General features: G+C 61.6%; 26 protein-coding genes. 16 read left to right on the forward strand and 10 right to left on the reverse strand.

Features of this window, described 5'->3' with window-relative positions:
- Positions 1-316: 316 nt before the first annotated feature.
- From ACXX83_RS06865 to ACXX83_RS06875, 3 genes are all read right to left on the reverse strand, one after another.
- Entirely contained in the window at positions 317-730 is a 414-nt protein-coding gene (locus ACXX83_RS06865; RefSeq protein ID WP_217837834.1) for a VOC family protein, read from the reverse strand.
- Positions 731-819: 89 nt separating this feature from the next.
- Positions 820-1,479, reverse strand: a complete 660-nt coding sequence (locus ACXX83_RS06870; RefSeq protein WP_217837835.1) for a TetR/AcrR family transcriptional regulator — start codon at positions 1,477-1,479, stop codon at positions 820-822.
- Positions 1,466-2,317 carry a 3-hydroxybutyryl-CoA dehydrogenase gene (locus ACXX83_RS06875; protein ID WP_458547929.1) on the reverse strand — a complete coding sequence of 284 codons (852 nt, stop codon included), beginning with the start codon at positions 2,315-2,317 and terminating at the stop codon, positions 1,466-1,468. The genes ACXX83_RS06870 and ACXX83_RS06875 overlap by 14 nt, the downstream gene beginning before the upstream one ends.
- A 162-nt stretch (positions 2,318-2,479) precedes the next feature.
- Between ACXX83_RS06875 and ACXX83_RS06880 the strand changes: the two genes are divergently transcribed.
- Positions 2,480-3,544: an AraC family transcriptional regulator gene (locus tag ACXX83_RS06880; RefSeq protein ID WP_126050629.1), complete on the forward strand. Its 1,065-nt coding sequence runs from the start codon at positions 2,480-2,482 to the stop codon at positions 3,542-3,544.
- A 41-nt stretch (positions 3,545-3,585) separates the two neighbouring features.
- On the opposite strand, the gene ACXX83_RS06885 is transcribed toward ACXX83_RS06880, so the two are convergent.
- Positions 3,586-4,308: a pirin family protein gene (locus ACXX83_RS06885; protein WP_458547930.1), complete on the reverse strand. Its 723-nt coding sequence runs from the start codon at positions 4,306-4,308 to the stop codon at positions 3,586-3,588.
- 306 nt (positions 4,309-4,614) lie between these two features.
- Here ACXX83_RS06885 and ACXX83_RS06890 point away from each other — a divergent pair, with 306 nt between their 5' ends.
- On the forward strand, positions 4,615-5,565 hold the full coding sequence (locus tag ACXX83_RS06890; RefSeq protein WP_458547931.1) for a GlxA family transcriptional regulator: 951 nt from the start codon (positions 4,615-4,617) through the stop codon (positions 5,563-5,565).
- Positions 5,566-5,726: 161 nt separating this feature from the next.
- A complete protein-coding gene (locus ACXX83_RS06895) occupies positions 5,727-7,211 on the forward strand; it encodes an ATP-binding protein (protein ID WP_126050635.1) in 1,485 nt (494 codons plus the stop codon).
- Here the strand turns inward: ACXX83_RS06895 and ACXX83_RS06900 are convergent.
- On the reverse strand, positions 7,176-9,980 hold the full coding sequence (locus ACXX83_RS06900) for an ATP-binding protein (protein WP_458547932.1): 2,805 nt from the start codon (positions 9,978-9,980) through the stop codon (positions 7,176-7,178). The genes ACXX83_RS06895 and ACXX83_RS06900 overlap by 36 nt on opposite strands.
- Before the next feature lie 408 nt (positions 9,981-10,388).
- Here ACXX83_RS06900 and ACXX83_RS06905 point away from each other — a divergent pair, with 408 nt between their 5' ends.
- Together ACXX83_RS06905 and ACXX83_RS06910 are read left to right on the forward strand one after the other, a co-directional pair.
- A complete protein-coding gene (locus ACXX83_RS06905) occupies positions 10,389-10,964 on the forward strand; it encodes a flavodoxin family protein (protein ID WP_458547933.1) in 576 nt (191 codons plus the stop codon).
- 34 nt (positions 10,965-10,998) lie between these two features.
- Positions 10,999-11,823, forward strand: coding sequence for an alpha/beta fold hydrolase (locus ACXX83_RS06910; protein ID WP_458547934.1), 825 nt, complete (start codon positions 10,999-11,001; stop codon positions 11,821-11,823).
- Between the two features lie 36 nt (positions 11,824-11,859).
- Here the strand turns inward: ACXX83_RS06910 and ACXX83_RS06915 are convergent, their stop codons facing one another.
- A complete protein-coding gene (locus ACXX83_RS06915) occupies positions 11,860-12,303 on the reverse strand; it encodes a helix-turn-helix domain-containing protein (RefSeq protein WP_126050642.1) in 444 nt (147 codons plus the stop codon).
- A gap of 158 nt (positions 12,304-12,461) precedes the next feature.
- Between ACXX83_RS06915 and ACXX83_RS06920 the strand changes: the two genes are divergently transcribed.
- The 6 genes from ACXX83_RS06920 (at position 12,462) to ycaC (ending at position 18,239) form a co-directional block, all read left to right on the forward strand.
- Complete coding sequence (locus tag ACXX83_RS06920) at positions 12,462-13,379, forward strand: LysR family transcriptional regulator (protein WP_458547935.1); 918 nt, start codon at positions 12,462-12,464, stop codon at positions 13,377-13,379.
- A gap of 896 nt (positions 13,380-14,275) precedes the next feature.
- Positions 14,276-14,533, forward strand: coding sequence for a DUF6124 family protein (locus ACXX83_RS06925; RefSeq protein WP_041474907.1), 258 nt, complete (start codon positions 14,276-14,278; stop codon positions 14,531-14,533).
- A 257-nt stretch (positions 14,534-14,790) separates the two neighbouring features.
- Entirely contained in the window at positions 14,791-15,105 is a 315-nt protein-coding gene (locus ACXX83_RS06930) for a DoxX family membrane protein (protein WP_458547936.1), read from the forward strand.
- A complete protein-coding gene (locus ACXX83_RS06935) occupies positions 15,098-15,706 on the forward strand; it encodes an antibiotic biosynthesis monooxygenase (protein WP_458547937.1) in 609 nt (202 codons plus the stop codon). Before ACXX83_RS06930 ends, ACXX83_RS06935 begins: the two co-directional genes overlap by 8 nt.
- Complete coding sequence (locus tag ACXX83_RS06940) at positions 15,706-17,544, forward strand: amidohydrolase (protein WP_150724274.1); 1,839 nt, start codon at positions 15,706-15,708, stop codon at positions 17,542-17,544. Before ACXX83_RS06935 ends, ACXX83_RS06940 begins: the two co-directional genes overlap by 1 nt.
- 68 nt (positions 17,545-17,612) lie before the next feature.
- Positions 17,613-18,239, forward strand: a complete 627-nt coding sequence (ycaC, locus tag ACXX83_RS06945; protein ID WP_102674533.1) for an isochorismate family cysteine hydrolase YcaC — start codon at positions 17,613-17,615, stop codon at positions 18,237-18,239.
- Between the two features lie 117 nt (positions 18,240-18,356).
- Here ycaC and ACXX83_RS06950 read toward each other — a convergent pair whose 3' ends face one another.
- Positions 18,357-19,784 (reverse strand): mechanosensitive ion channel domain-containing protein, encoded by a 1,428-nt coding sequence (locus tag ACXX83_RS06950; RefSeq protein WP_458547938.1) that lies wholly within the window; start codon positions 19,782-19,784, stop codon positions 18,357-18,359.
- A gap of 145 nt (positions 19,785-19,929) precedes the next feature.
- On the opposite strand from ACXX83_RS06950, the gene ACXX83_RS06955 reads away from it, so the two are divergent.
- Positions 19,930-20,826, forward strand: a complete 897-nt coding sequence (locus ACXX83_RS06955) for a LysR family transcriptional regulator (protein WP_126050658.1) — start codon at positions 19,930-19,932, stop codon at positions 20,824-20,826.
- 143 nt (positions 20,827-20,969) lie between these two features.
- Here the strand turns inward: ACXX83_RS06955 and ACXX83_RS06960 are convergent, their stop codons facing one another.
- From ACXX83_RS06960 to gspG, 3 genes are all read right to left on the reverse strand, one after another.
- Positions 20,970-21,467: a hypothetical protein gene (locus ACXX83_RS06960; RefSeq protein ID WP_458547939.1), complete on the reverse strand. Its 498-nt coding sequence runs from the start codon at positions 21,465-21,467 to the stop codon at positions 20,970-20,972.
- 156 nt (positions 21,468-21,623) lie between these two features.
- Positions 21,624-22,811, reverse strand: coding sequence for a type II secretion system F family protein (locus ACXX83_RS06965; protein WP_458547940.1), 1,188 nt, complete (start codon positions 22,809-22,811; stop codon positions 21,624-21,626).
- Between the two features lie 14 nt (positions 22,812-22,825).
- Positions 22,826-23,260, reverse strand: a complete 435-nt coding sequence (gene gspG, locus ACXX83_RS06970) for a type II secretion system major pseudopilin GspG (protein WP_015095760.1) — start codon at positions 23,258-23,260, stop codon at positions 22,826-22,828.
- A 194-nt stretch (positions 23,261-23,454) separates the two neighbouring features.
- On the opposite strand from gspG, the gene ACXX83_RS06975 reads away from it, so the two are divergent.
- The 4 genes from ACXX83_RS06975 (at position 23,455) to ACXX83_RS06990 (ending at position 25,752) form a co-directional block, all read left to right on the forward strand.
- Positions 23,455-24,063, forward strand: a complete 609-nt coding sequence (locus ACXX83_RS06975) for a lytic transglycosylase domain-containing protein (RefSeq protein WP_015095759.1) — start codon at positions 23,455-23,457, stop codon at positions 24,061-24,063.
- Positions 24,064-24,271: 208 nt separating this feature from the next.
- Positions 24,272-24,466, forward strand: a complete 195-nt coding sequence (locus ACXX83_RS06980) for a hypothetical protein (protein ID WP_458547941.1) — start codon at positions 24,272-24,274, stop codon at positions 24,464-24,466.
- 12 nt (positions 24,467-24,478) lie between these two features.
- On the forward strand, positions 24,479-25,135 hold the full coding sequence (locus ACXX83_RS06985) for an SCO family protein (RefSeq protein ID WP_015095758.1): 657 nt from the start codon (positions 24,479-24,481) through the stop codon (positions 25,133-25,135).
- A complete protein-coding gene (locus tag ACXX83_RS06990; protein WP_458547942.1) occupies positions 25,132-25,752 on the forward strand; it encodes an SCO family protein in 621 nt (206 codons plus the stop codon). Before ACXX83_RS06985 ends, ACXX83_RS06990 begins: the two co-directional genes overlap by 4 nt.
- Positions 25,753-25,758: the final 6 nt, after the last annotated feature.

The following is a 25,758-nucleotide window of genomic DNA, read 5'->3' on the forward strand; positions in this document are numbered from 1 at the left end:
TTCAATCTCCGTTGACGCTGCCTTCCGCGGGGAGAAATCTACCGGTACTTGATCACGATGCCTTTGAGTCTGCGTCCCTCGATGGTCGTCACGTCGCGAGCCCACAGCGCTCCGTTGGCATAGGCTCCAGGAGCAAGAGTTTGAAACGGGTGGGCCAGGACAGGTCATGGGCTGGCATAGTGGGTTTGCTCCTCTGGTTCGCAGCTATCGATGTGGCAAGTTGACGGTAGCAGACAGGCCGGGAGTTGCCAGAAAGACCAACCGTTTCAGGCTGGGCTTTCTTGTGCCTTCATTTCTGTCGATTGATAAAGGCCGTTCACTGATCCTTTTCGCAATTGACCATCCACGACACACCAAAACGGTCGACGAGCATGCCGAAGCGCGACGCCCAGAACGTGGTCTCCAGGGGCATTTGCACAGTGCCACCGTCCGCCAGTGCATTGAACACCCGCTCGGCCTGGGCAATGCTGTCGACGTTGAGTGAAATCGAGCAGGCACTCATTTTATCGACGGGGCGATCCGGTGTGGTGTCCGACCCCATGATCGCCTGATCGCCCACGATCAGGCGGGTATGGATAATCAGGTTGTGCAGATCCTTGGGGAAGTGTTCACCGGCAGGGGTTTCACCAAAGGTCAACATGGCTTCGATCTGGCCTTGCAGGCACTTCGCGTAGAACGTGAAGGCGGCTTTGCAGTCGCCGTTGAAGATAAGGTAGGGATTGATTTTCATGTTCGGCTCCAGGTGCTCGAGTGCATACATCGGTTTGGACGCCGGTTTTTTCGGCGAATTCCGATTGTGTCGAGCCGACAAGCAAAGCGCTAAATCCTTGTCGGAGCTTGTGTTTCTTTAGATGTTTTTTCCATAGGCCGGGCGAGGCTTATCGCCTCCGGCACACGCCGCGGCGCCAGCACACGTTCGATGGCGCCGCTAACCATGCTTTCCAGCAGCTCCTCACGTTCCTGCTCGTCCAGCACATGGGGCGTCAGCCAACTGGGGGCACTGTTGAGCAGCGCGCCAATGGCATGCCCGGCGGCCAGCAGGCCTTGCTCGCTGAAGCGGGACTTCGCGCCCAGCATCTTCAGCAACGTGCGTTCGTATTGCTCGCGCAGTTGTTGAACCCGAGCCTGTTGCTCTTCGTTCAGGCAACCGCTGTCGCGCTCCACCAGGCGGAAATGCCAAGGCATCTCCCGGTGCAGATTCAGATGGGCGCGGATCAGGCTGTTGAGTTTGTCGCGTTTGCCGGGCGTTTTTTGCTGGATGCGCCCCAGAGTGGCCAGCAGTTCCTCGTAGAACTCCTCGATCAGGTCCAGCAGCAGATGCTGTTTGCTGGGGTAATGGTGGTACAGCGAGCCTGGAGAGAGCCCCAGGCACGTCGCGAGCTCACGCATGCCGACCTGGCCGAACCCCTTGCAGGCAAACAGCTCCAGGACCTTGTCCCGGTACTCGGCAAAGCGCGAGCAACGCTCAGGCATAGGCATGGAAGCCGCGCCCCGTCTTGCGCCCCAGGTAACCGGCAGCGACCATTTCCTTGAGCAACGGCGCCGGGCGATATTTGCTGTCGTTGAATCCGTCATAGAAGGCTTCGAGGATCGACAACAGGGTATCCAGGCCAATCAGGTCCGCCAGGGCCAACGGACCGATAGGCTGGTTGCAGCCCAGGCGCATGCCGGCGTCGATGTCTTCGGCGCTGGCCAGGCCTTCCTGGAACACTAGGATCGCCTCGTTGATCATCGGCACCAGGATCCGGTTGACCACGAAGCCCGGACGGTTGCCGGCGGTGATCGCGGTTTTGCCGAGGCTTGTCGCCATGTCCAGCGCCAATTGGTGGGTCGCGTCACTGGTTTGCAGGCCGCGGATGACTTCGATCAGGCCCATTACCGGTACCGGGTTGAAGAAATGCAGGCCGATGAAGCGCTCTGGCTGACTGACACTGGCGGCCAGTTGGGTGATCGACAGCGACGAGGTATTGGAGGCAATGACGCATTCGCTGCCGACTTGCGCGGCGATCTGTTGCAGCACACGCAGTTTCAGGTCGAGATTCTCAGTGGCCGCTTCGATGACCAGTTGCGCGTCATGCAGGACGCTGTAATCGGTGCTGGTGCGGATTTTGTCGAGGGTGGCCTGTTTCTGCTCTGGCGTCAGGGTTTGCTTGGCGATCTGCCGGTCAAGATTTTTCCCGACCGTCGCGACGGCTTTTTGCAACGCGCTTTCAGAGATGTCGAGCAGGGTCACGTTGAAACCGGCCATGGCACAGACTTGTGCGATGCCGTTGCCCATGGTGCCTGCGCCGATTACACCGATGTTTTGCAGATTCATTTTCCGTCCTTCGATCAAACCCTGCGATACCTTGGCCGCGAATGCGACCGAAGGCGTACTATTGCCGCGAGTCTAGAGCCGGCAGGGCGGTTGTCCTATGCCAAAACTGTTCAACGGCACTGATGTTTTTTGCCATTCGAGTGATGAGAGAGAAGCGAACCAATGCGGGAAAAGGACTCGGTTGCCGCCTATTTCGTGCAGGCCATGATCCATGGGCTGAGGGACGATCCGCAGCGCGTGACGGCCGTGCTCGAACAGGCGGGCATTGATCCGGCGGTCATGCAACAACCCACGGCGCGGGTACCGGCCAACGCGTTTGCGGCGTTGTGGCTGATTCAGATCCGCGAGCTCGACGACGAGTTTTTCGGGCTCGATTCCCATGGCATGCCGCCGGGCAGTTTCGCCCTGATTTGTCGCGCCCTGATTCAGGAACCCGATCTGCACAAGGCCATGCGTCAGTGTCTGGCCAACTTCGGGTTATTCCTTCGCGACTTTCGTGGCTCGCTGGCCGTGCGGGGCAAGCGTGCGGTCATCAGCCTGCAAACCCGTTCGGAGGACAATGATGCCAGCCGGTTTGGTGAAGAAACCTTCCTGGTGTTGATGATCAGTCTGCTGTGCTGGCTGGGCGGGCGGCGCATTCCCATTGACCGTGCGGACTTCCGCCATTCGCGCCTGTCGCTGAGTGACGACCGCCTGCTTTGGGGGCCCAACCTGACCTTCGGTGCCGAGCGCACTGAAATCGAATTTGCCAGCCATTACCTGCGCCTGCCGGTGGTTCAGGACCTGGCGTCGCTGAAAGTGTTTTTGCGCACCGCACCGCAATGGCTGGTGATCCGCTTCCGTAACCAGCATGGCCTGGCCTCGCAGGTTCATCAGCGCTTGCGTGGCAGTCACTACAGTGAATGGCCGACGTTGCAGGCCTTTGCCTTGGAACAGCACCTGAGCCCCAGCACCTTCCGCCGCAAACTGGAGCGTGAAGGCTGTTCCTATCAGGAGATCAAGGACGAAGTACGCCGCGGTGTGGCCTTTGAGCAATTGCGTCAGAGCGACGCGAGCATCAGCGATATCGCCGAGCAACTGGGCTTCCAGGAGCCTAGCGCCTTCCATCGGGCGTTCAAGAAGTGGACCGGGGAGAGTCCGGGGCGCTATCGGGCCCGTTATCAGGGGGACTGTGGGAGCGAGCCTGCTCGCGAAAGCGATAGGTCATTCAACAGTGATGTCGTCTGACACTCCGCCTTCGCGAGCAAGCCCGCTCCCACAGGGATCGGTCATGGCATTTCCGGCAATTCCTGCGGGCGCAGGTCGAAGACCAATACTTCAGCGTCCACGCCGTTGCTCAAGGTCAGTGCCTGTTCATCACGGACTCGCACACCGTCGCCTTCCTGCAACAACACGCCATTAAGTTCGACGCTGCCCCGGGCCACGTGCACGTAGGCATAACGGTTGGCGGCCAGCTCCAGGGTGGCGCTTTCCTTGCCGTCGATCAGGCCGGCATACACCCGTGCATCCTGACGCACCTTCAGCGAACCCTTGGCGCCGTCCGGCGAGATGATCAGTTGCAGGCGCCCGCGTTTTTTCTGGGGGCTGAAGTGCTCCTGCTGATAGCGCGGTTTGGCGCCGCTGACGTCGGGCACGATCCAGATCTGCAGAAAGTGCACCGGCCGTGTGCTGGAGTGGTTGAACTCACTGTGGGCCACGCCGCTGCCAGCGCTCATCAGTTGCACATCGCCGGGGCGGATCACCGACCCGGTGCCCAGGGTGTCCTTGTGTTCCAGAGCACCTTCAAGCACATAGGAGAAGATCTCCATGTCGCGGTGCGGGTGCTGGCCGAAGCCTTTGCCGGCGGCGACGCGGTCGTCGTTGATCACCAACAGGTCGGAAAAACCCTGCTCTTTCGGATTGCGGTAGTTGGCGAAGGAAAAGGTGTGGAACGACTTCAACCAGCCGTGATTGGCCAGACCACGATCCGAGGCTTTGCGAAGAGTCAGCATGATGAAATCTCCTGTGGGGACGTGAATTCGTCCGAGTGAGGAGAAGGTTAATGTTTACCATCTGATTCAATAAGTAGGTGTAAATTGAAATACTGTCTCGTTAGGGTTGACAGTTTATGAGCGCAAACCAGCTATTCTGTTTCGATATTCGGCCCTGATGAATGGCATGTCTTTTGTGGGAGCGGGCTTGCTCGCGAATGCGGAGGATCAGTCAGCATGGATGTTGACTGATCCTCCGCATTCGCGAGCAAGCCCGCTCCCACAAGGGATGTGTACCGACTCAATTAATCCAGTGAATTCCAATCCATGAAAACCGTGGCAATGGTGTTGTTTCCCGACTTTCTCCTGCTCGATATGGCCGGGCCCATGGAAGTGTTTTCCATCGCCAATCGTTATCTGAAACCCGACGATCACTATGTGCTGTCGACCATCGGCACCGAGCCCGGCGCATTGCGGGCGTCCAATGGCGTGAGCGTGCAGGCCGACCGGCACATCGATCAGGCCTGCGAAGGTTTTGATTTGCTGCTGGTGCCCGGTGGTCCCGGTGCCTACAACGAAAAGCATCCGCCGTTGCTCGAGTGGCTCAGGCACAACGTCAGCCGGTCCGCCGGTTACGGCTCGATCTGCACCGGAGCGTTCGTGTTGGGGCATGCGGGTTTGCTCGACGGCTATCGCGTCACCACCCACTGGCACTACACCGAGCGGCTGATCAAGGGTTTTCCGAAGGCGACCGTCGAGACCGACCAGATCTTTGTCCAGGACCGCAACCTGATCACCTCCGGTGGTGTCACCGCCGGGATCGACCTGGCGTTGTCGGTGGTGGCGCAAGACCACGGGAAAAAAGTCGCCCAGGACGTGGCCAAGGTCTTGCTGGTGGTGATGAAGCGTCAGGGCGGGCAGGCACAGTTCAGCCCGTTGATGGCGGCGGTCGCGCCTCACGAAACGGCGATTACCCGCGTGCAGAACCATGTGCTCGAGCACCTCGACGAGTCCTTCAGCATCGAGCGCATGGCGAGCCTGGCCAACATGAGCCCGCGGCATTTCGCCAGGGTGTTCGCCCGGGAAGTGGACATGACGCCGATGGAGTTTCTGCAAAGCGCACGCATCGATTGCGCCAGGAACCTGCTGGAAACCAGCGAGTTGCCGCTCAAGACCGTGGCCTTCAAAAGCGGCTTCGGCAGCGTGCGGCACATGCGTTTTCTGTTCAGTGAAAAGCTTGGCCTGACCCCGACTCAATACCGCGAGCAGTTCAGCTAGCGCGCGTGTCCGTTGCGCGCACCGCAATGGCCGTGACGCTCCCCCCGTGGCGGTTGTACCGTCACAGAGGGCTGCCAAGATACGAGGTAACTCATTGCAAGGAAGGTGCGGAGCCTGGATGGACTCACGTGCCAGATCAGGTTTCCTGCGGGTGACTGCCCATGAACAGCCTCAGAGATGTCAGCAACGAAGCGGTGCTGCAATTCGGACCCTACGCTTTCCACCTCAGTCAGCGACTGGTGCTGGAGGGCGATCGACCGCTGCGCCTGGGCGGCCGCGCCCTTGACGTGTTGCAGGTGCTGGTCGAGCACGCGGGCTCGGTGGTCAGCAAGGACGAGTTGATTGCTCAGGTCTGGCCGCGCTCTGTGGTCGAAGAGATCAACCTGCGCGTGCACATTGCTGCCCTGCGTCGGGCCTTGGGCGACGGACAGAACGGTCAGAGCTACATCGTCAACATTCCCCAGCGCGGCTACAGTTTTGTCGCCCCGGTACAGCATTCGCCTCAGCCTGTAGCGTTCCCGAGCCAGTCCGTGAAAAAGCCCCTGCACAACTTGCCGGCGCGGCTCACGTCGATCACCGGGCGCGATGCGGTTGTCGGCAGCCTGGTGCGGCAGTTACCGGTGCGCCGATTCATGACCCTGGTCGGACCTTGCGGGATCGGCAAGACCACCGTGGCCTTGCGTGTGGCCGAACTGCTGTTGCAACACTATCGGCACGGCGTGTGGCTGGTGGACCTGGCGGCGATCGATGACCCGGCGCAAGTGACCGATCATCTCACGCGAACCCTTGGGCTGGAGGTCGGCATCACGCTGGAGGCGCTGGCGCAGCGGCATGCCTTGTTGGTCCTGGACAACTGCGAACACCTGCTCGAACGCTGCCAGACGTTGGTCGAGACTTTGCTGCAATCGATGCCGCGATTGTCGATCCTCGCCACCAGCCGCGAGCCACTCAAGGCCGCGGGCGAAACCGTATTGCGTCTGCCACCGCTGGCGGTGCCGCCGGCGTCAGCGCTGCGCAGCGTTGCCGAGGTCATGGGCTATTCGGCGGTGCAGTTGTTCGTCAGCCGTGCCCGGGCCCGTCAGCAAGGCTTCACCTTGCGCGAACAAGACCTCAAGGTCGTGCGCGAAATCTGTCGGCGCCTCGACGGCCTGCCGCTGGCGATTGAATTGGCGGCGGCGCAAATCGATGCGCTGGCGCTGGTGGGGTTGCAGGCGCAACTCGATAACTGTTTTCAGTTGTTGTCCCAGGGCCGCCGCACGGCCGTACCCCGGCACCAGACGCTCAAGGCTGCACTGGACTGGAGCTACGAACGGTTGAGTCCGCTGGAGCAATCCGTGTTGCAGCGTTTGGCGGTATTCAAGATGGCCTTCACCCAGGACGCTGCAATAGGCTCGATCAGCGGCGACGCGTTACCGGCCGCCGAGCTGATCGAGGTGCTGGACAACCTCGCGCTCAAATCACTGCTGTCCCTGGAGCAGGGCGGCGGGGTGATCCGTTACCGCTTCCTCAACACCACCCGCACCTACGCCCTGGAAAAGCTCGAACTCAGTGGTGAGCTGCGCACCCTTGAAATGCGTTATGCCGGTTACGTCAGTCAAACGCCCCGGCTTTCAGACCGGCAAGTGGCAATGCAACTCACCGAGTAAGTGGCGCACGGCCTTCAGGTCCGGCGTGGCAAAGCCTTCGGTGAAGCGCTGGTAGACCGGCGCCAGCAATGCATGCGCCCGTTGATGGTGGCCCTGTCGCTGCCACAATTGCGCCAGCGAGGTGGCGCTGCGCAGCTCCCAGGTCAGGGCGCCCTGGTTTTTTGCCACGTCGAGCGCCTTGAGCAACAAGGTTTCAGCCATCGCGGCGTTGGCCGGACAATCCGTTGCCAGCAGCGTCTCGGCCCTGGCCCGTAGAATCTCTGCCGTGCTCCAGCCCGACGTGCCGTTTTGCGCACGTTCGAGCAAGTCGTCATCGACGCAGGTGGAATCCAGCGTGACCATGATGTCCTTGATCAATCCGACACTTCGTTGCCTGGCGGGGGCGACATCGACGCCGCCGATCACCTGCGCGTAGTGTTGCGCCCAGATATGGAACAGCAGGACTGAGTGTTTCTGTGCCTGTTGCAACAGCAGGCGCAGGAGTTCGCGGGCGCTGCGGGTGTCACCGTTGTAGTAGGCGATCAGGCAGCCGGCGAGCGCCAGGGTGTAGCAGATCGACGTGCCGTGGTTGATCTGCAACGCGATGTCCAGCGCCTGCCGGGCTGCGCGCCAGGCCTGTTCCGGTTGGCCTCGCAGCCAGAGGATGCGCGCCTGGATGGTCAGCGCCGCGACACTCTGGTCGTATTGCACGCCGAAGCCATGGGTGAAACGGTTGAGATGACCACTGTGGGCCATGCGTTGCAGTACCTGTTCGGCATGCTCCCCGGCCTGTTGCTGGTCGCCGGAAAAATGCAGGGCAAGCACCCGCAATCGATGGGTGCTCAGGGATAACAGGGCGTCGGCATGCAGCCCCAGTTGATCGAATTGCCGGCTTTGGCGCAGGGCCATCTGGTATTGGCCGCAACTGAGATTGACCGCCAGGTGACCGGAAATCGCCCGCAGTTGACCGGCCACATCGTTGAGTCGGCTGGCCAGGGTTCTGGCACTGACAAAGGCGCCAACGGTTTCGGCGCTCGCGCCTTGAGCGTGGTAACAGGCACTGCCCAGGGCCAGCTTGAGGGTCATCTGCAAGCGCGGGCAAGGCTCGGCAGACTGCTCGAGCAGGGCCAGGGCCTTGCGCACATAACCGCCGTGTTCCTTGAGCAGTGACAGCTCCTGCCACAGGGGCGTGGACGTCGCCGCCAGGCGTATCGCCAGCGCCTGCGGCCCTTGCCCGTGCAAACCCCAGTCGAGGGCCGCGCGGATGTCCTCCAGGGTCCGGCCATAGCGCTCGAGCCACAGGCCGGTCGAGGTTTTCTCCCATTCGTCCTGCGCCTGTTGCATCAGCGCCAGGCAACGCTCGGCATGGCGCACCCGCGTGCCGGGCAGGTCGGGGCTTTGCGCGAGTTTTTCCAGCGCATGGCTGCGGGTAGTATCGAGCAGACGGTAGTAGACATCTTCATCGCCCACCTCCACGTTCAACAGGGACTTGGCGACCAGCTGGGTGATCGAACCGAACACTTCGCGAGGTTCGATGTGTTCGCCGACAATCACCGCCGCTGCGGACTCCAGGGTGAAGCCGCCGCGAAACACGCTCAGTCGGCGCAGGCAGGTCTTTTCGCAGGCGTTGAGCAGCTCGAAGCTCCAGTCCAGTGTCGCGCGCAGGGTCTGATGGCGTGCCGGGGGCGTCTGACAGGGCTGGGTCAACACCCGGAAACTGCTTTGCAATTGCGCCAGCAAGCCGGCTAAGCCGAAGTTGCCCACTTGCGCCGCCGCCAGTTCGATGGCCAGCGGAATGCCGTCCAGTCGGTGGCAGATGTCGATCAACAGCGGCAGTTCATCGTCCGTCAGTTCAAAGCTGTCATGGCTGGCCATGGCCCGCTCGACAAACAGTTGCAGGGCGGAAAAGGTCATGGCCTGGGCACGGTCGAGGACGGCGATGGGCGGCGGGCAGTCGAGTGATGCCAGGCGCTGGACGAACTCGCCTTCGGCCCTCAGGCTCTCGCGGCTGGTGGCGAGAATGTGCACGTGCGGCGCACTGCGCAGAATGTTTTCGCAGAGCTGGGCGATGGCGTCGACCAGGTGTTCGCAGTTGTCGATGACCAACAGCATTTGCCTGTCGCGCAGACAGTCGGCAAGGCCGCTCAGGGGCTCGTCATCGTGCAGGGCCAGTTCGAGCAACGTCGCCAGGTGGCCGTCGATCATCAGCGGGCAGTTGATCGGGGCCAGGTCCAGCAGGCGGATGCCGTCCCGGTAGCGACCGATCATTTGTTCGGCGACTCGCAAGGCCACGGTGGTCTTGCCGATGCCGCCGGGGCCGACAAGGGTGATGAAGCGCTGGTGCGGCAGTTGCACCACCAGATTGTCGACCAGCGTCCGCCGGCCGATCATGCGTGTGCGGCGCACCGGCAGGTTATGCCGGCTCGGCGCGCAAGCCATGGGCGCAGACGGTTGTTCGACCTGCTCCCTTGAGTGCGGTGCGACGAAGCTGTACCCGCGCTGGGCCACGGTGACGATGTAGCGCTGACCGGCCTGGCCGTCGCCGAGCGCCTTGCGCAACGCGGCCATGTGCACCCGCAGGTTGATGTCTTCGACCACGCTGTCGGGCCAGACCCGGGCGATCAATTGCTGCTTGCTGACCACGTTGCCGGCGTGTTCCAGCAGGATCAACAGGATGTCCATGGCGCGCCGGCCCAGGCGCAAGGGCTGGTCGGCCTCCATCACCAGGCGTTGTCCGGGGTAGACCCGGTAGGGGCCGAAATGCACAGCCTGTTCGGGGGAAAGGGTCAACGAGTCGCTCCTGCTGCAGCCGTCTGGTTCGCGGTTTACGAGCATATTCCTCAGGTTTTTTACGCAGCGCAATGTGCCGCCCCGGTGACTGAAAGGGCAGGCATTGACTCTAGCGTATCGACCAACTGCTGTCGGTCCCGAAAACATTGGGTGCGACAGATGGGCGGGACTGGCCGGGGCTTTTTGCGCGCCAAGGAAAATTAACAACGTTTAACTCGTCGCGCGTCCGGTCTACGCCCAAAACTCTCCTTCTTCAACTTCCACTGAAGGCAGGGATGAAATGTCAGTAAGCCGCGAGCAGCTCGATGTGGGAGCGAGCCTGCTCGCGAAGGCGGTGTCACATTTAGTCTATGCGGTGACTGACACAGCGCTTTCGCGAGCAGGCTCGCTCCCACAAAGGACAGAGCAATGAGCAACGTGGTGGTGGTCTATCACAGTGGCTACGGGCACACCCGGGTCATGGCCGAAGCCGTGGCCGCGGGTGTGGAGCGGCACCTGGGCAGCACTTGCCAGTTGATCCCGGTCGAGGAAGTGGACGAGCACTGGGCGCGGCTGCACAACGCCGACGCCATCATCTTCGGCGCGCCGACCTACATGGGCAGCGCCTCGGCGGCCTTCAAGGCGTTCATGGAGGCCACGGCGGCGTTCTACCTGACCCAGCCCTGGCGCGACAAACTCGCGGCGGGCTTCACCAATTCCGGCTGCCTGTGCGGCGACAAACTCAACACTTTGCTGCAGATGGCGGTGTTCGCGGCGCAGCACTCGATGATCTGGGTCGGCCTCGACCTGCTGCCGGCGCGTTCCAGCACCGGCGCGTTCAACGGCCAACTCAATCGCCTGGGCAGCTCACTGGGCGCCATGGCCCAGTCGAATGTCGAGCAATCCCCCGACGATGCACCGCCCCCCGAGGATCGCTGCACCGCCGCGCACCTGGGCGAGCGGGTGGCGCGCCTGGCCGATCGCCTGAACCCACTTGCGATTTGATTCACCCCCAACCCTCGTTAAGGAGGCATCACCCATGAGCACTTTCACCACCCGCGACGGCGTCGAGATTTACTACAAGGACTGGGGCACCGGTCAGCCGATTGTCTTCAGCCACGGCTGGCCGCTGAACGCCGACAGTTGGGAGTCGCAGATAATTTTCCTGGCCTCCAACGGGTATCGGGTCATCGCCCACGACCGTCGAGGCCATGGGCGTTCCAGCCAGCCGTGGTCGGGCAATGACATGGACCATTACGCCGACGATCTGGCGCAGTTGATCGAGCTGCTCGACCTGCAAGACGCGGTGCTGTTCGGCTTCTCCACCGGCGGTGGCGAGGTGGCGCGTTACATCGGTCGCCACGGCACCGGCCGCGTGGCCAAGGCCGGGCTGATTTCCGCGGTGCCGCCCCTGATGCTCAAGACCGAGGCCAACCCCGGTGGCTTGCCACTGGAAGTGTTCGACGGCATCCGCCAGGCCTCGCTGGCCGACCGCTCGCAGCTCTACATCGACCTCGCCAGCGGGCCGTTTTTCGGCTTCAACAAGCCCGGCGCAAAACCGTCCCAGGGCATGATCGACTGGTTCTGGATGCAAGGCATGATGGCCGGCCACAAGAACGCCCATGACTGCATCAAGGCGTTCTCGGAAACCGACTTCACCGAAGACTTGAAGAAGTTCGACGTGCCGACGCTGGTGGTGCATGGCGACGCGGATCAGGTCGTGCCTTACGAGGCGGCAGGTGTCTCCTCGGCCAGACTGGTGAAAGGCTCGACCCTGAAGATCTACCCGGGCGCCCCTCACGGGCTGACGGACACCCACAAGGATCAGCTCAACGCTGACCTGTTGGCGTTCTTGAAAGGTTAAAAAGCCAGATCAAAAGATCGCAGGCTTCGCCAGCTCCTAAACGCTAGCGTGCATGCCCGAAGGCTGCGATCTTTTGCTTTTAAGGCCATGCACCATCTGACAGCGCCAGGCAAACGGATTGATGCCTTCGCTGCGGGTGAAGAGGTGGCAGAAGTGCGCCTGATCGCAGAAGCCGCATTCGAGGCTGATCTGCGTCAGGCTCATGTCGGTGTACTGGATCAATTGCTTGGCCAGGATTATGCGTTGCCGGCGAATCCAGTCCTGCGGCGAGAGTCCGGTGCTGCACTTGAAGGCGCGGGAGAAATGACTGCGCGAGAGGGCGCAGGCCTGTGCCAGTTCAGTGACTTCCAGGCTGTCGCCGAGGCGCTCGAGGATCAGTTGTTTAACCAGCCGTTCGCGCTGCGGGCTGAGGCCGCCGGTGCTTTTCTTTGGCACAGGCGTGAATGGCGCGGGCGCGGCATTTTGCTGAACGTGAGCCATGGTGAATGTCCGTGTCGGTAGGCTTCATTCTTGGACCCGAAGGCTCTGGCTTGCGAGTTAATCGTTGTTAATTCCTCGTTAAGCGCGGGACGTCCCGGGTAAAGTCAGACACACTTCTCAACCTCGCGCCTGGCCGAACACACAAGGGAACCGTGCTTATGAACCGTAACGATCTGCGTCGCGTCGACATGAACCTGCTGGTGATTTTCGAGGCGCTGATGTTCGAAAAGAACCTGACCCGCGTCGCGGAAAAACTGTTCATGGGCCAACCGGCGGTGAGCGCCGCGCTGGGGCGTCTGCGTGATCTGTTCGACGACCCGTTGCTGCTGCGCAACGGGCGCGGCATGGAACCGACGGCGCGGGCGCTGACGATTCTCAGGGAGCTGCAGCCGGCGATGGATACCATTTCCGGTGCGGTCAGCCGGGCCAGGGAATTCGATCCGGCGACCAGTTGCGATGTGTTCCGCATCGGGCTGTCGGACGATGCCGAGTTCGGTTTGTTTCCGCCGTTGCTGCGTCAGTTGCAAGAGGAAGCGCCGGGCATCGTCGTGGTCGTGCGGCGGGCCAATTACCTGTTGATGCCGGCGTTGCTGGCGTCGGGGGAGATCTCGGTGGGCGTGAGCTACACCACGGATCTGCCGGCCAATGCCAAGCGCAAGAAGCTGCGCGATATTCCCTGCAAAGTGCTGCGCGGTGATACCCGGCCGGGGCCGCTGACCCTGGATGAGTACTGCGAACGGCCCCATGCGATGGTGTCGTTTTCCGGTGACTTGAGCGGCAATATCGATCTGGATCTGGCGAAGGTCGGGCGTAGTCGTCGTGTGGTGCTGGGGGTGCCGCAGTTCAGTGGGTTGCGGGCGTTGCTTGCGGGCACCGAGATGATCGCTACCGTGCCGGATTATGCGGCCTGTGCGTTGGTCGAGGGGTGTGGGTTGCGCGCCGAGGATCCGCCGTTCGAGATTGAGGCGGCGCAGTTGTCGATGGCCTGGAGCGGGGTGCATGACAATGATCCGGCGGAGCGGTGGTTGCGCTCGCGGATCAGTCAGTTCATGTCTGTGGCTTTGGATATTCGTTAGGCTTTTGACCTTGGCGGCCTCTGGGCCGACCAGGTTCTTGGTTGGTTGAGTACATATCCGTTTCTGCGGTAACGGCGGCTTATGGTTCCGCTCTTACAGCGGGTCACTTTTGGCAAACGCCCCAAAAGTAACCAAAAGGTCTCGCCCCTTACGTACGGCCCCTCGCTTAGGCTCGGGGTTCCTTCGCTCCGGTGTCCATCCGGGGGCATTGCCCTCCGGTCGGCTTCGCTTCGACCTGCATGCAATGAGTTCGACTGCGTCGAACGGCGCTGCGCGCCCATACCCGGATGAACACCTCCACTCAGCCTGCCGAGGGGGCGGGTGGATCAAGATCAAAAGCTGCAGGCGAGCTAACGCTCGGCCTGATGAGTGGTGAAGAGCTTGGGTGTACGCGGATCTGCCTTTGCTCTTCTGTGGGAGCGAGCCTGCTCGCGAAGGCGGTCTGCCAGCCGACCTGATTTTTGCAGATGTCCCCCAATCCCTGTGGGAGCGGGCTTGCCCGCGAAGGCGGACTGCCAGCCAACCAATCTCTTACAGGGAATATGCAGTGTTCTGACAGCCCTGTTTAAAAGCCGTCAGCCTCCATTCCTGAAGGCCACACCGCCTTGCGTCGTTGCCTACAACTACGCCAGAATCCGCCGGCTTGTGCGTCTTGGCCCTGATCTCTAACGTTCTCCGCATCGCTGTCCATGCAGCGATCGGGTTTAGCAGCTCGGTAAATTTCAAGGCTCGCCAGTGTCACCTCAAGATCATTTTGGTCTGCATGATGGTGGCTGTGCGTGGGGCACTTCGGTGCGCCGGGTTCCTTGATCCCTGGTCTGCTAACCCGCGTACAGCCGCCACCCAATTTGTTTAGCAGCGACCTGTGGCGGCTCCATTGATCAAGGAGTTCCACCATGTTCAAACCCACCCCGAATCCCCCCGCCTCACCGCGCAATCCCAGCACAATGTTTGTCATCACCCCCGACATCAACACCGAAACTCTGTTGGCCCACGCCTGCGAATCCCTGGCCTCGGCCAGCATCATGGCCAGTGATCTTGCAGGCTTTCTGCAGAGCCCGCATCGCAACGCGCTGCTTGGGATTGCGCAGATCATCATGTTGGGTGAGCTGGCGGTGAATCGGGCGCTGGATAATCTCGATCCGCAGGAGTAACCCGGTAGAAGCAACAACAAATAAACCTGTGGGAGCGAGCTTGCTCGCGATGGCGGTGGATCAGCCAACATCAATGTTGAATGTTGTGCCGCAATCGCGAGCAAGCTCGCTCCCACAGGGAACTATGTCGTTTGGTCGCTCTCGGTCTTCCTGCAAACAGAGCACGTACATTCAATTTTTCCTCCTCCCGTCCCGGCACTATCGAATCCTGTCCCGGCGCATCGACGCCGGTGGTTTTTCATTTGTGCAGGTGGGCCATGGACACTTCGCGACGTGATGATCGGGCGCATGACTGGGGGCTGCTGTTCCTGCGGGTCAGCGGCGGTTTGTTTGTGTTGTGGGTGCATGGTTTGCCCAAGCTGCTTTACTACAGTGCCGAGTTGCAGAACATCGAAGATCCTTTCCACGTGGGCGCGAACCTGACGCTGATGGTGGCGATCTTCGCCGAGGTGGTGTGCCCGCTGCTGATCGTCGGCTGGCTGTTGTTGATCGTGTTCACCAGCATTCTCATCGCCGGGCCGGGACGGCTGGTGCTCAATGTCCGTTTCGCCGGAGCCTTGCGTTATGTCTGATCTCAATCGCCGTGAGCCGGCAAGTCCCGGGCCTGATGAGGTGGTGACGCTGATCGTCAAGCACCGGGTCAAGGCCGGTTTCGAAGTGCCTTATGAAGCCTGGCTGCGCAACATCGTCAAGGTGGCGGCGCAGAATGTCGGGCATTTGGGTGTGGATGTGGTGCGCGGCAAGAACGCCGGCCTCGACACCTACACCTGCGTGCTGCGCTTTTGCTCGACCGAGGCGATGCAGAACTGGCTCGATTCGCCGCAGCGCCAGACGTTGGTCGACGAAGCCGCGCCGATGCTGGCCGATGGCGACCAGACCGAAGTCAATCCGGTCAACGAGTTCTGGTTTTCGCCCCAGGCCGAAGCCGGTACGCCACCGCCGCGCTGGAAGCAGGCCGTGGTGACGTTGCTGGTGATCCTGCCGCACACCTTGTTGGTGCCGCTGCTCTGGGGGCCGCTGTTACGGCTCAACGTCTTGCTCTCCAACTACGTGGTGGCCACGTTCCTGATCACCCTGACCATCGTGCTCTCGGTGGTTTACATCTTCATGCCCATGGCGACGCGTCTGTTCGCGCCCTGGCTGTCTCCTGCCACATTGCACGAGGAACCCTGATGAACGCCGATCTGATTCTGTTCAATGGTCAATTTCATACCGTTGACCGCGAAAAGCCGCTCGCCAGCGCGGTGGCGATCAGCGACGGTCGCTTTGTCGTGGTGGGCAGTGATGCCCAGGCCATGGCCCTGCGTGGCTCGAACACCCAAGTGATCGACCTCAAGGGCCGCTGTGTGATTCCCGGGCTCAACGACTCGCACTTGCACCTGATCCGTGGTGGCTTGAACTACAACCTGGAACTGCGCTGGGAAGGTGTGCCGTCCCTGGCCGATGCCTTGCGCATGCTCAAGGATCAGGCCGACCGCACGCCGACGCCGCAGTGGGTGCGGGTGGTCGGTGGCTGGAACGAATTCCAGTTCGCCGAGAAGCGCATGCCGACCCTGGCCGAGCTCAACCAGGCGGCACCGGACACCCCGGTATTCGTGTTGCACCTGTACGACCGCGCCTTGCTCAACCGCGCAGCGTTGCGTGTCGCCGGTTACACCCGCGACACGCCGAACCCGCCGGGTGGCGAGATCGTGCGCGACGCCAATGGCGAGCCGACCGGCATGTTGGTGGCGCGGCCCAATGCGATGATCCTGTACTCGACCCTGGCCAAGGGGCCGAAGCTGCCGCTGGAGTATCAGGTCAACTCGACCCGCCAGTTCATGCGTGAACTCAATCGCCTGGGCCTGACCAGCGCGATCGATGCCGGCGGTGGTTTCCAAAATTATCCGGACGATTACCAGGTGATCGAGCAGTTGGCCAAGGATGAGCAACTGACCGTGCGCATCGCCTACAACCTTTTCACCCAGAAACCCAAGGAAGAGCTGACCGACTTCAAGAACTGGACCGGCAGCGTGAAGCTGCACCAGGGTGACGATTACCTGCGCCACAACGGCGCCGGGGAAATGCTGGTGTTCTCGGCGGCGGACTTCGAAGACTTTCTCGAGCCGCGCCCGGACCTGCCGCAAACCATGGAAGCCGAACTGGAACCGGTGGTGCGCCATCTGGTCGAGCAACGCTGGCCGTTCCGTTTGCACGCGACCTACAACGAATCCATCAGTCGCATGCTCGACGTGTTCGAGAAGGTCAACCGCGACATTCCTTTCAACGGCTTGCCGTGGTTTTTCGACCACGCCGAAACCATCACCCCGCAGAACATCGAGCGGGTGAGGGCGCTGGGTGGCGGCATTGCGATTCAGGATCGCATGGCCTTCCAGGGCGAATATTTCGTCGAGCGGTACGGCGCGAAAGCGGCCGAAGCGACGCCTCCGATCAAGCGCATGCTGGCCGAGGGTGTGCCGGTCGGTGCCGGCACCGACGCCACGCGGGTATCGAGTTACAACCCGTGGACTTCGTTGTACTGGATGGTCAGCGGCCGCACCGTCGGCGGCATGGAACTGCACGCCGAAGGTCTTTCACGCCTGACGGCGCTGGAACTGTTCACCCACGGCAGCGCCTGGTTCTCGTCCGAGCAAGGCAAGAAAGGCCAGATCAAGGTCGGGCAACTGGCCGACGTCGCCGCCCTCAGCGCGGACTTCTTCAGCGTCGATGAAGAGGCGATCAAGTGGATCGAGTCGGTGCTGACCGTGGTCGGCGGCAAGGTGGTGTACGGCGCCGGTGACTTCGAGAAACTCGGGCCGGCCAGCGTGCCGGTGCTGCCGGACTGGTCGCCGGTGGTGAAGGTGCCGGGCCACTGGCGCCCGACGTCGCCGATGCAGGCCCAGGTTCACCACTGCAGCGGGCCCTGTGCGGTGCATTCCCACAGCCATGAACGGGCACGCCTGTCGAACGCGCCGGTCAGCGATTTCGCCGGTTTCTGGGGCGCCTTTGGCTGCTCGTGTTTTGCCTTCTGACGCATTCAAGAAAGCGCCGCCCAACAGGGCGGCGCGGTATGCAACAACCATCCATCAAGGAGCTTCCAATGAGCAACGTTCCGTACAAACGCCTGAACAAAGACGATGCCGTGGTATTGCTGGTCGACCACCAGACCGGTCTGATCTCACTGGTGCAGGATTTCTCGCCCAACGAGTTCAAGAACAACGTGCTGGCGCTGGGCGACATCGCCAAGTTCTTCAAACTGCCGACCATCCTCACCACCAGTTTCGACAGCGGCCCGAACGGGCCGATCGTGCCGGAGCTCAAGGCGCAGTTCCCGGACGCGCCGTTCATTGCCCGCCCGGGCCAGATCAACGCCTGGGACAACGAAGACTTCGTCAAGGCGATCAAGGCCACCGGTCGCAAGCAACTGATCATCGCCGGTGTGGTGACCGACGTGTGCGTGGCGTTCCCGACCCTGTCGGCCATTGCCGAAGGCTATGAGGTGTTTGTGGTGACCGACGCTTCCGGCACCTTCAACACCACCGTGCAACAAGCGGCCTGGGCACGCATGTCGGCCGCCGGTGCGCACCTGCTGAACTGGTTCTCCGTGGCCTGCGAGCTGCAAGGCGACTGGCGCAACGACATGGAAGGCCTGGCCAACCTGCTGTCCGAGCGCCTGCCGAACTATCGCAACCTGATCAACAGCTACATGAAGTTCACGGCCAAGTAAGACGTACACCTGTGGGAGCGAGCTTGCTCGCGAAGAGGGAGTATCAGTGACATTGATGTCGTCTGACACACCGCCTTCGCGAGCAGGCTCGCTCCCACAGTTTTTGCTCAGTCCATTTCAGCGACTCTGCAACCACCCCAAAAACCCACTTTTCCTGACCGCCGCCGGTTTGGCCATCAACGCCATCCGACTGTTCTGCTGGCGCACCGCTTGCAGCTTGTTCAACGCCCGGTCGACCTCCCGTCGTTGCGCCATGCAGTCGCGGGTCAGGGATTTGTCGAGGCGGTAGATGATGCTTGAGGTCATGGCGGTGAACCGTGCCTGGGACGGCGTATCGGCGAGGATGCTTTGTTCGCCCATGACTTCACTGGGCCCCATGCGCCCGGCTTCGATCTGCGTGTTGCCGTCGGGGACCGTGGCGCTGACCACGCCGGTGGCGATGACGAACAGACTGTCCGGTACTTCCTCCAGGTCCAGCACCACCTCACCGGCCGCGTATTGCTGCGCCACCATGTTCTGGGCCAGGCGATCCCGTTCCTCGGCGCTCAGGGAACGGAAGATTTTCACTTCGTCGAGCAAGGCCCGTGCGCGGGTCGACGGCTCGATCACGCCATCGGGTTGCCGGGAAATGCCTGCCGCTTCGAGGTGCCGATGAGCCAGGTCGAACAGTTGATTGCGCACTTCACCCTTTTTGCCCAATTCGGCGATGAAGCCGCTGGCCACGTATTCGGACATGGTTTCGCCGGCTTCCTTGAGCACGGCTTTCGGCGCCGGATCGAGGAGCAGGCTGCTGCTGCCCTGAAGAGTACGGTCCAGGGCATCGAGTACCCGGCGCGGGCGAATGTGGTTGGGTACCTGAATGCTGATCGACACGCCGTGCATGTTGAACGGGCGGCTGAGGTTGACGATCTTCGCCTTGGCCGCCACCGAGTTCGGCACCACCGCGGTGCTGCCGGCGCTGGTCAGCAGGTGGGTGGCACGCCAGTCGATGTCCAGCACCTTGCCCTCGATACCGTCGATGGAAACCCGGTCATCGACCTGGTAGGGCTTGGTGGTGTTGAGCACGATGCCGGAGAACACGTCGCTCAAGGTGCTCTGCAATGCCAGGCCCACCACGATGGCGACGACGCCGGAGGTCGCCAGCAAACCTTTCACTGGCAGTTCCAGCACGTAGCCGGCGCCGGCCACCACCGCAATCAGGAACACCAGTGCGCCGATGACATCCTGCAACAGCCGGCCGCTGTGGCCAATGCGCCGCATCAGGGCCAGGCCGATCACTTCGGTGAGCACCCGCGCCGCGTACAACCACCAGAGAATCCCCAGCGCCGTGGCCCCCAGTTGTGCCACGCGATCATCGGCAAACAACGGCGCCTGCAACGGGCTGACGCCGGCGTTGATGAGCACCGCGCTGAACAGCACAAACAGCGCCAGGCGCACACCGACCCGGCTGACGCGATGCTTGAATGGCGCGAGGTGCCAGAGCAGGGCGTCGATGGCCAACAGCAGGGAACTCAGGGAAAGCAGGTGGGAGAAAATGTATGACATGGGGCTGCTCCGGTGTGCGTAGATCTGAAGAGCGCAGAGGCACTTTGTGGTGGGGGTGAATTCAACACCGTGAACACAGAGTAATAGGGTGCCTGAAAGGGAAATAGCGGATATAAAGTGTTTGACTGTCAACCAGGAAGTGACAATGAACCCCTTTGAAGATATGCGTATTTTTTGCCAGGTGATGGAGTCTGGAAGCTTCACCGCTGCCGCCGATCAACTGGGGCTGTCCAAGCAGTTTGTCAGTCGTCGCTTGATGCAACTCGAAGAGCGCCTGGGCGTGCGCCTGCTCAATCGCTCGACCCGGCGACTGGATGTCACGCCGCTGGGGCAAAGTTATTACGAGTCAGCCTTGCGCCTGCTCAGCGAAGTCGAACAAGTGGAGCAGGGCATTGCCGGCCAGACCACCGAGCCACGCGGGACCATTCGTGTGAGCGCTCCGCTGTCGTTCGCACTGGCGCATCTGGGCTGCCTGTTGCCGGTGTTTTTGCAGCGCTATCGCGACGTGACGGTGGAGATGGATCTGAGCGATCGGCCTGTGGATTTGCTGGGTGAGGGATACGACCTGGCGTTGCGCATCGGCACGCTCGAGGACTCGACCTTGATTGCCCGGCGGATCGCGTCGATCCAGCGGGTGTACTGCGCAAGCCCGGCGTACCTGGCCGAGCGCGGCACGCCGCTCAAACCTGAGGATTTGCATGGTCATGACTGTCTGCCGTACGGCCATGGTCGACAGGTGCAATGGCGTTTTGCGGGGCAGGGCAAGCCGCTGACGGTCAACGTCACCGGGCGGATGCGGGTCAATAACGGCGAGGTGCTCAGGGATGCGGCTATCGCCGGCCTGGGGATCACGTATTTGCCGGCGTTCATCGTCGGCTCGGCGTTGAAGGATGGACGGCTGGTGGAGGTACTGGAGGATTTGCGGCCGGAGCCGCTGACATTGTCGGCGGTGTATCCGCAGCATCGTCAGAGCTCGCGGCCGGTGCAGGTGCTGGTTGAGTTCTTGCGCGAGGCGCTGGATCAGTCTGAGGGTGGGTTGTAAGGATAGGGTTCACACAATCTACTGTGGGAGCGGGCTTGCTCGCGAAGGCGGTGTGACAGTCAAAGAAGTTGTTGACTGACACACCGCCTTCGCGAGCAAGCCCGCTCCCACAGGGTTTTGTGTTGCATGGGAATCAGCAGGAATCAGCTCCTTTTGTCATCACCGGGTTCGGCATGGACGCCTCGGTCATCGCCGGGCTCGCCATTGGCATGGACGCCATGGTCATCCCCGGCTTCATCATGGGTGCCGCTGCGTCCTGAGGACGAGGCCGTTCCGGAGTGGCTCGAACCGCTGTTGGCACTGCCATGGCCGCTGTTGCTGCCGTGGTCGCCGCTATGGCCACTGCCGCTGTTGCCGCCACTGCCGCTTCCGCCGTGACTGCCGCCACCGCTGCCTCCATTGCCGCCGCCGTGACTGCCGCCACCGCCGCCTCCATTGCCGCCGCCGTGACTGCCGCCACCGCCACCTCCATTGCCGCCACCGCCTCCACCACCACTGCCGCCACCACCCCCGCCACCACCACTACCCCCATCCTTGGCCTGAGCACTGGATACCCCGGACAGGCTGTCCGGAATCAGTACGGTAGACGCCGACAGAACCGCGCCAATAGCTACTGCCAGTAAAAGCTTACTGATCTGCATGTCGTTCTCCGTCTTCTTGTTTGAGCCTGGAACGTTGATGAACCTTGCAACGTGCTGCTTTTTTCCCATGGGAGCCTGTTAAACACCTCGGCGGGCTGATTTATTCAGTTGGGTGGTTGAAGAAATGCAACGGACAGCGTGGCCCTGTTCCAAAGGTCAGCGAATACTCGAGGCCAGTTCGAAAATCGGGATGTACATCAGGATCACGATCACCCCGATCAACAGGCCGATGAAGGTCATGAGCAAGGGTTCGAACAGCCGTACGAACCATTCGATCCAGCGGCTGATTTCTTCGTCGTAGAAATCGGCGCTGCGCTCCATCATCTGCCCGAGGTTGCCGGACTGTTCGCCAGCGCGCAGCAGGCGCAGGGAAACGGGGGTCACCAGTTGATTGAGCTCCAGCGCGGTGGACAACGATTGCCCTTCGCGCACCCGTTCGCAGGCCTGGTCCAGGCGGCTGCGGGAGGCGACGGTGAGCAGGTTGCGGACCATGCCCATGGCGGTGACGAGGGGAATGCCGCCTTGCAGCAGAATGCCCAGGGAACGGTAGAAGCGTGCCAGCTCATACATGAAGATGCGCTGGTGCACCGCGGGGAGTTTTTCGATCACTCGGTCCAGTCCCCGCCGAAACGCCGGTTGGCGCTGCAGCAGGACGAGGGTGACGATGACGGCCAGCAAGCCACCGAAGAATTCGCCCTGGTGGGCGTGAAGGAACATGCCGCTGCTCATCAGGATCTGCGATAACCACGGCAGGTTCGACCCCAGCCCTTCGAACACCAGGCTGAAACGCGGCACGACGTAGCCCATCAGGAACAACACCACGCCGCCACCCACTACCAGCAACAGCATGGGGTAGATGGACGCGCTGATGATCTTCTGGCGAACCTCGTCCATGCGCTGTCGATAGCTGACATATCGGCCCAGGGCATCGCCGACGGCACCGGTCTTCTCGCTGGACTGCACCAGCGCCACGTACAAAGGCGGGAAAACGGCCGCCAACTGGCCCAAGGCCTGGGAAAACGATTTGCCCTCGTAAAGCAGGCGCACCAGCTCGCTCAGGGTTTTGCGGGCTTGTGGCGCGTTTTCCTTTTCCGCCAGGCTTTCCAGCGCATCGATCAACGGCAGGCCGGCGTTGAGCAAGGTGGTCAGCTCCTGGCTGAACAACACCAGGTTGAACGTCTCGCGCCTTTGCAGGCGCAGCGCGCGCCAATGTCGCTCGGCATGCAGGCTGAGAACCCGCAGGCCCTGTTCTTCGGCGATGCGCCTGGCTTCGCTTTGCCCCGGCGCATCGACGGTCATTGAGACGACACCGGCCTTGCCGACGGCTTTGAGATGAAAGCGCATGGTCGCCATATCCGTCAGTTCCAGTTGGTGACTTCGGCGTTCTCACCTTCGCCGCCGGGTTGCCCGTCCTTGCCCATGGACAACAGGTCGTACTCGCTGTTTTCACCGGGATAGCGATAGCTGTAGTTGCGGCCCCAAGGGTCTTGGGGGAGTTTTTTCTGCAGGTACGGGCCGGTCCAGCGCGGTTCGTCGGCGGGGGCCGTGACCAGCGCCTGCAATCCCTGTTCGGTCGAGGGGTAATGGCCGACCTCCAGCCGATAAATGTCCAGGGCTTTGCTCAAGCCTTCTATTTGTGCCTTGGCCACTTTCACTTCGGAACGGCCCAACTGGGCGAAATACTTCGGCGCCACGATGCCGGCCAACAGCCCCAGCACCACCAGCACCACCAACAGTTCGAGCAGGGTGAACCCGCTTTGGGTTCGCCGGGCATAACGCAGATGCTGATTCATGATGACCTCGCACGGTAGGCAGCAGTGTTGCCATGCAGTTGCATGCAATTGCCATGCTCATGATCGGTGATCCTTCTGCACCCCCCGTGCCATGCGCCTTCTCACTTACGGCACAGTGCTTGCGTATGGCTGTTGCACGACTGGCCATTGGGGCAATACCCCCATTTTTCGGGGCCGGGAGGGGAGGTCTGACAATGAAGTTACTCACCACCGGGTTGCTGGGTCTGCTGGTGTTGACCGGCGCCGCCCAGGCCGATGTGTTTGTTTCCATAGACGCCAATGGCAGCTACGTCCTGTCCAATGTCCACCGCCCCGGACGCCACTATGAACGGGTGATCCGAGAACCTGATGCGCCGGTCGTCAGCCTCGACCAGCAGCCGCAGATGATCGCCGCGCAACCCTACGCCGAACTGGTGGCGGCGGCGGCCACGGCCAACGAACTGCCGGCGGCGCTGCTGCATGCGGTGATCAAGACCGAATCGAGCTACAACGCCCGCGCTACGTCACCCAAGGGCGCTGGCGGACTGATGCAGTTGATGCCCGACACCGCCCGCGAAATGGGCGTGACCAACGTCTACGACCCCAAGGCCAACATCCAGGGCGGCGCCCGCTATCTCAAACGCCTGATGACGATGTTCGACAACGATATCCGCCTCGCCGTGGCGGCCTACAACGCCGGCCCGCAAGCGGTGCTCAGCCGTGGCAACGTGGTCCCGCCGTTCGCCGAAACCCAGCGTTATGTGCCCAACGTGCTGAAGCAGTATCGGCGTTTGCAGGGTTTGTCCGCGGATGCGCCGCTGTGATCGAAACCTCCGGGGGGGGCGATTTTCCCCAATAGTGGGGAATGGTGGCCCCAGTCGGAAAGTTGGGGATTGGGTGGGGAATATCCCCCGGCTTATCAAGTCGTGATTATATCTTGCTGATTAATAACGTATTTTTCTTGGCATGCGGATTGCTCCAGACGATTTATCGAGAAGTTTTCCCCGATAACCCGCAGCGAGGTCCGAGTCCATGATCGGCATATCCCGCGCTTTGTCCTTGATTAATTTGCAGCGGGTGGCTGCCGACGATTGCCTGACCATCAATCTGAAGAACCTGCTGGCCTACCCCGCCGACGTGCAATTTCGTGTGATGGACAAAGCCTCGGGCCAACCCTTGTCCGGTGACGCTTTGTGTGTTCGGGGCGAACCAGGCGATACCCACTAAGAGGAAACTGACATGAACCGATTCGCGCATCGCGCAATGCTGACGTTCTGCCTGTTGGCCTTCGGTATCGACCAGGTGCCGGCTCATTCGACGGACGAGCACGCCGGGCACGACATGGCAGCCAGGAAGGTCGGCCAGGAGACCGCCCGGATCAGGATTGCCGACGTGGCCTTGCTGGACCAGAACGGCAAGGTCGTCAGCCTGGAAAAAGACCTGGTGAGCAACAAGATCGTGGTCATGGGTTTCATCTACACCAACTGCACCACGGTCTGCCCGGTGGTGTCCTCGATCATGGGCAAGGTGCAGAAACGGCTGGGTGCGCGGGTCGGCACCGAAGTGCAACTGGTGTCGATCAGCATCGACCCGCAGCGTGACGATCCCCAACGCCTTAACGACTACGCCCGCACCTTCCAGCAGGGGCCGGGCTGGAGCTGGCTGACCGGTTCGCCGCAGTCGGTCGATGCCACCCTCAAGGGCCTGGGTGCCTACAGCGGTGACTTCCAGAACCACTCGCCGCTGATTCTGGTGGGCGACGGCAACAACCGCCTCTGGACCCGCTATTACGGTTTCACCGACCCGACGGAACTGGCCCGGGCCGTCGAGAAGCTCAGTGGTGAACGCAATACCCACGTCAAGCACACTGCCATTGCCATGGAGCGACAGCCATGAGAGCCATCGACTGCTTCACCCTGGGCATCTGCTACTGCATTTTCAGTTCAGTGGCGTTTGCCCACGAAGGGCATGAGCAGACCGCGCCTGTGGTGGCCGCTGCGCAACTGTCCAGCGGCACCCACGATGCGAAAACCTGGTTCACCGACACGCCGTTGCAGGACCAGAACGGCAACACGCTGCGCTTCTACAGCGACGCATTGAAGGACCGTGTGGTGCTGCTCAATGTGGTTTTCACCCGTTGCGACGATGCTTGCCCGCTGATTACCCGCAAGCTCAAAGAAGTGCGTGAAGTGCTCGGCGACAAGGCCGACGGCATCACCTTTATCTCCCTTACCAGTGATCCGCTGCGGGACACCCCGGCGGTACTCAAGGCTTACACCTTGAAACAGGGCATCGATGGGCCCCACTGGTTTTTTCTTACCGGCGACAAGGCGCAAATGGACCTTGTACTGGGTCGTATCGGTCAGATCGTGCCGACCCCCGAGCAGCACTCCACTCACTTGATCGTCGGTGACGTGGCGAACAATCGCTGGAGCAAAATCAGTCCCGATGCCCCGGCGGCCGCCATTGCCCAGCGCCTGCAGCTGCTGACAATGCCCGTGGCCGGACGCTAGCCATGG

This window comes from Pseudomonas sp. GNP012 (genome assembly GCF_054343835.1).

Coding starts and splice junctions, on each gene's coding strand:
- ACXX83_RS06865 (WP_217837834.1), bottom strand. CDS start 730: ATGAAAATCAATCCCTACCTTATCTTCAACGGCGACTGCAAAGCCGCC.
- ACXX83_RS06870 (WP_217837835.1), bottom strand. CDS start 1,479: ATGCCTATGCCTGAGCGTTGCTCGCGCTTTGCCGAGTACCGGGACAAG.
- ACXX83_RS06875 (WP_458547929.1), bottom strand. CDS start 2,317: ATGAATCTGCAAAACATCGGTGTAATCGGCGCAGGCACCATGGGCAAC.
- ACXX83_RS06880 (WP_126050629.1), top strand. CDS start 2,480: ATGCGGGAAAAGGACTCGGTTGCCGCCTATTTCGTGCAGGCCATGATC.
- ACXX83_RS06885 (WP_458547930.1), bottom strand. CDS start 4,308: ATGCTGACTCTTCGCAAAGCCTCGGATCGTGGTCTGGCCAATCACGGC.
- ACXX83_RS06890 (WP_458547931.1), top strand. CDS start 4,615: ATGAAAACCGTGGCAATGGTGTTGTTTCCCGACTTTCTCCTGCTCGAT.
- ACXX83_RS06895 (WP_126050635.1), top strand. CDS start 5,727: ATGAACAGCCTCAGAGATGTCAGCAACGAAGCGGTGCTGCAATTCGGA.
- ACXX83_RS06905 (WP_458547933.1), top strand. CDS start 10,389: ATGAGCAACGTGGTGGTGGTCTATCACAGTGGCTACGGGCACACCCGG.
- ACXX83_RS06910 (WP_458547934.1), top strand. CDS start 10,999: ATGAGCACTTTCACCACCCGCGACGGCGTCGAGATTTACTACAAGGAC.
- ACXX83_RS06915 (WP_126050642.1), bottom strand. CDS start 12,303: ATGGCTCACGTTCAGCAAAATGCCGCGCCCGCGCCATTCACGCCTGTG.
- ACXX83_RS06920 (WP_458547935.1), top strand. CDS start 12,462: ATGAACCGTAACGATCTGCGTCGCGTCGACATGAACCTGCTGGTGATT.
- ACXX83_RS06925 (WP_041474907.1), top strand. CDS start 14,276: ATGTTCAAACCCACCCCGAATCCCCCCGCCTCACCGCGCAATCCCAGC.
- ACXX83_RS06930 (WP_458547936.1), top strand. CDS start 14,791: ATGGACACTTCGCGACGTGATGATCGGGCGCATGACTGGGGGCTGCTG.
- ACXX83_RS06935 (WP_458547937.1), top strand. CDS start 15,098: ATGTCTGATCTCAATCGCCGTGAGCCGGCAAGTCCCGGGCCTGATGAG.
- ACXX83_RS06940 (WP_150724274.1), top strand. CDS start 15,706: ATGAACGCCGATCTGATTCTGTTCAATGGTCAATTTCATACCGTTGAC.
- ycaC (WP_102674533.1), top strand. CDS start 17,613: ATGAGCAACGTTCCGTACAAACGCCTGAACAAAGACGATGCCGTGGTA.
- ACXX83_RS06950 (WP_458547938.1), bottom strand. CDS start 19,784: ATGTCATACATTTTCTCCCACCTGCTTTCCCTGAGTTCCCTGCTGTTG.
- ACXX83_RS06955 (WP_126050658.1), top strand. CDS start 19,930: ATGAACCCCTTTGAAGATATGCGTATTTTTTGCCAGGTGATGGAGTCT.
- ACXX83_RS06960 (WP_458547939.1), bottom strand. CDS start 21,467: ATGCAGATCAGTAAGCTTTTACTGGCAGTAGCTATTGGCGCGGTTCTG.
- ACXX83_RS06965 (WP_458547940.1), bottom strand. CDS start 22,811: ATGCGCTTTCATCTCAAAGCCGTCGGCAAGGCCGGTGTCGTCTCAATG.
- gspG (WP_015095760.1), bottom strand. CDS start 23,260: ATGAATCAGCATCTGCGTTATGCCCGGCGAACCCAAAGCGGGTTCACC.
- ACXX83_RS06975 (WP_015095759.1), top strand. CDS start 23,455: ATGAAGTTACTCACCACCGGGTTGCTGGGTCTGCTGGTGTTGACCGGC.
- ACXX83_RS06980 (WP_458547941.1), top strand. CDS start 24,272: ATGATCGGCATATCCCGCGCTTTGTCCTTGATTAATTTGCAGCGGGTG.
- ACXX83_RS06985 (WP_015095758.1), top strand. CDS start 24,479: ATGAACCGATTCGCGCATCGCGCAATGCTGACGTTCTGCCTGTTGGCC.
- ACXX83_RS06990 (WP_458547942.1), top strand. CDS start 25,132: ATGAGAGCCATCGACTGCTTCACCCTGGGCATCTGCTACTGCATTTTC.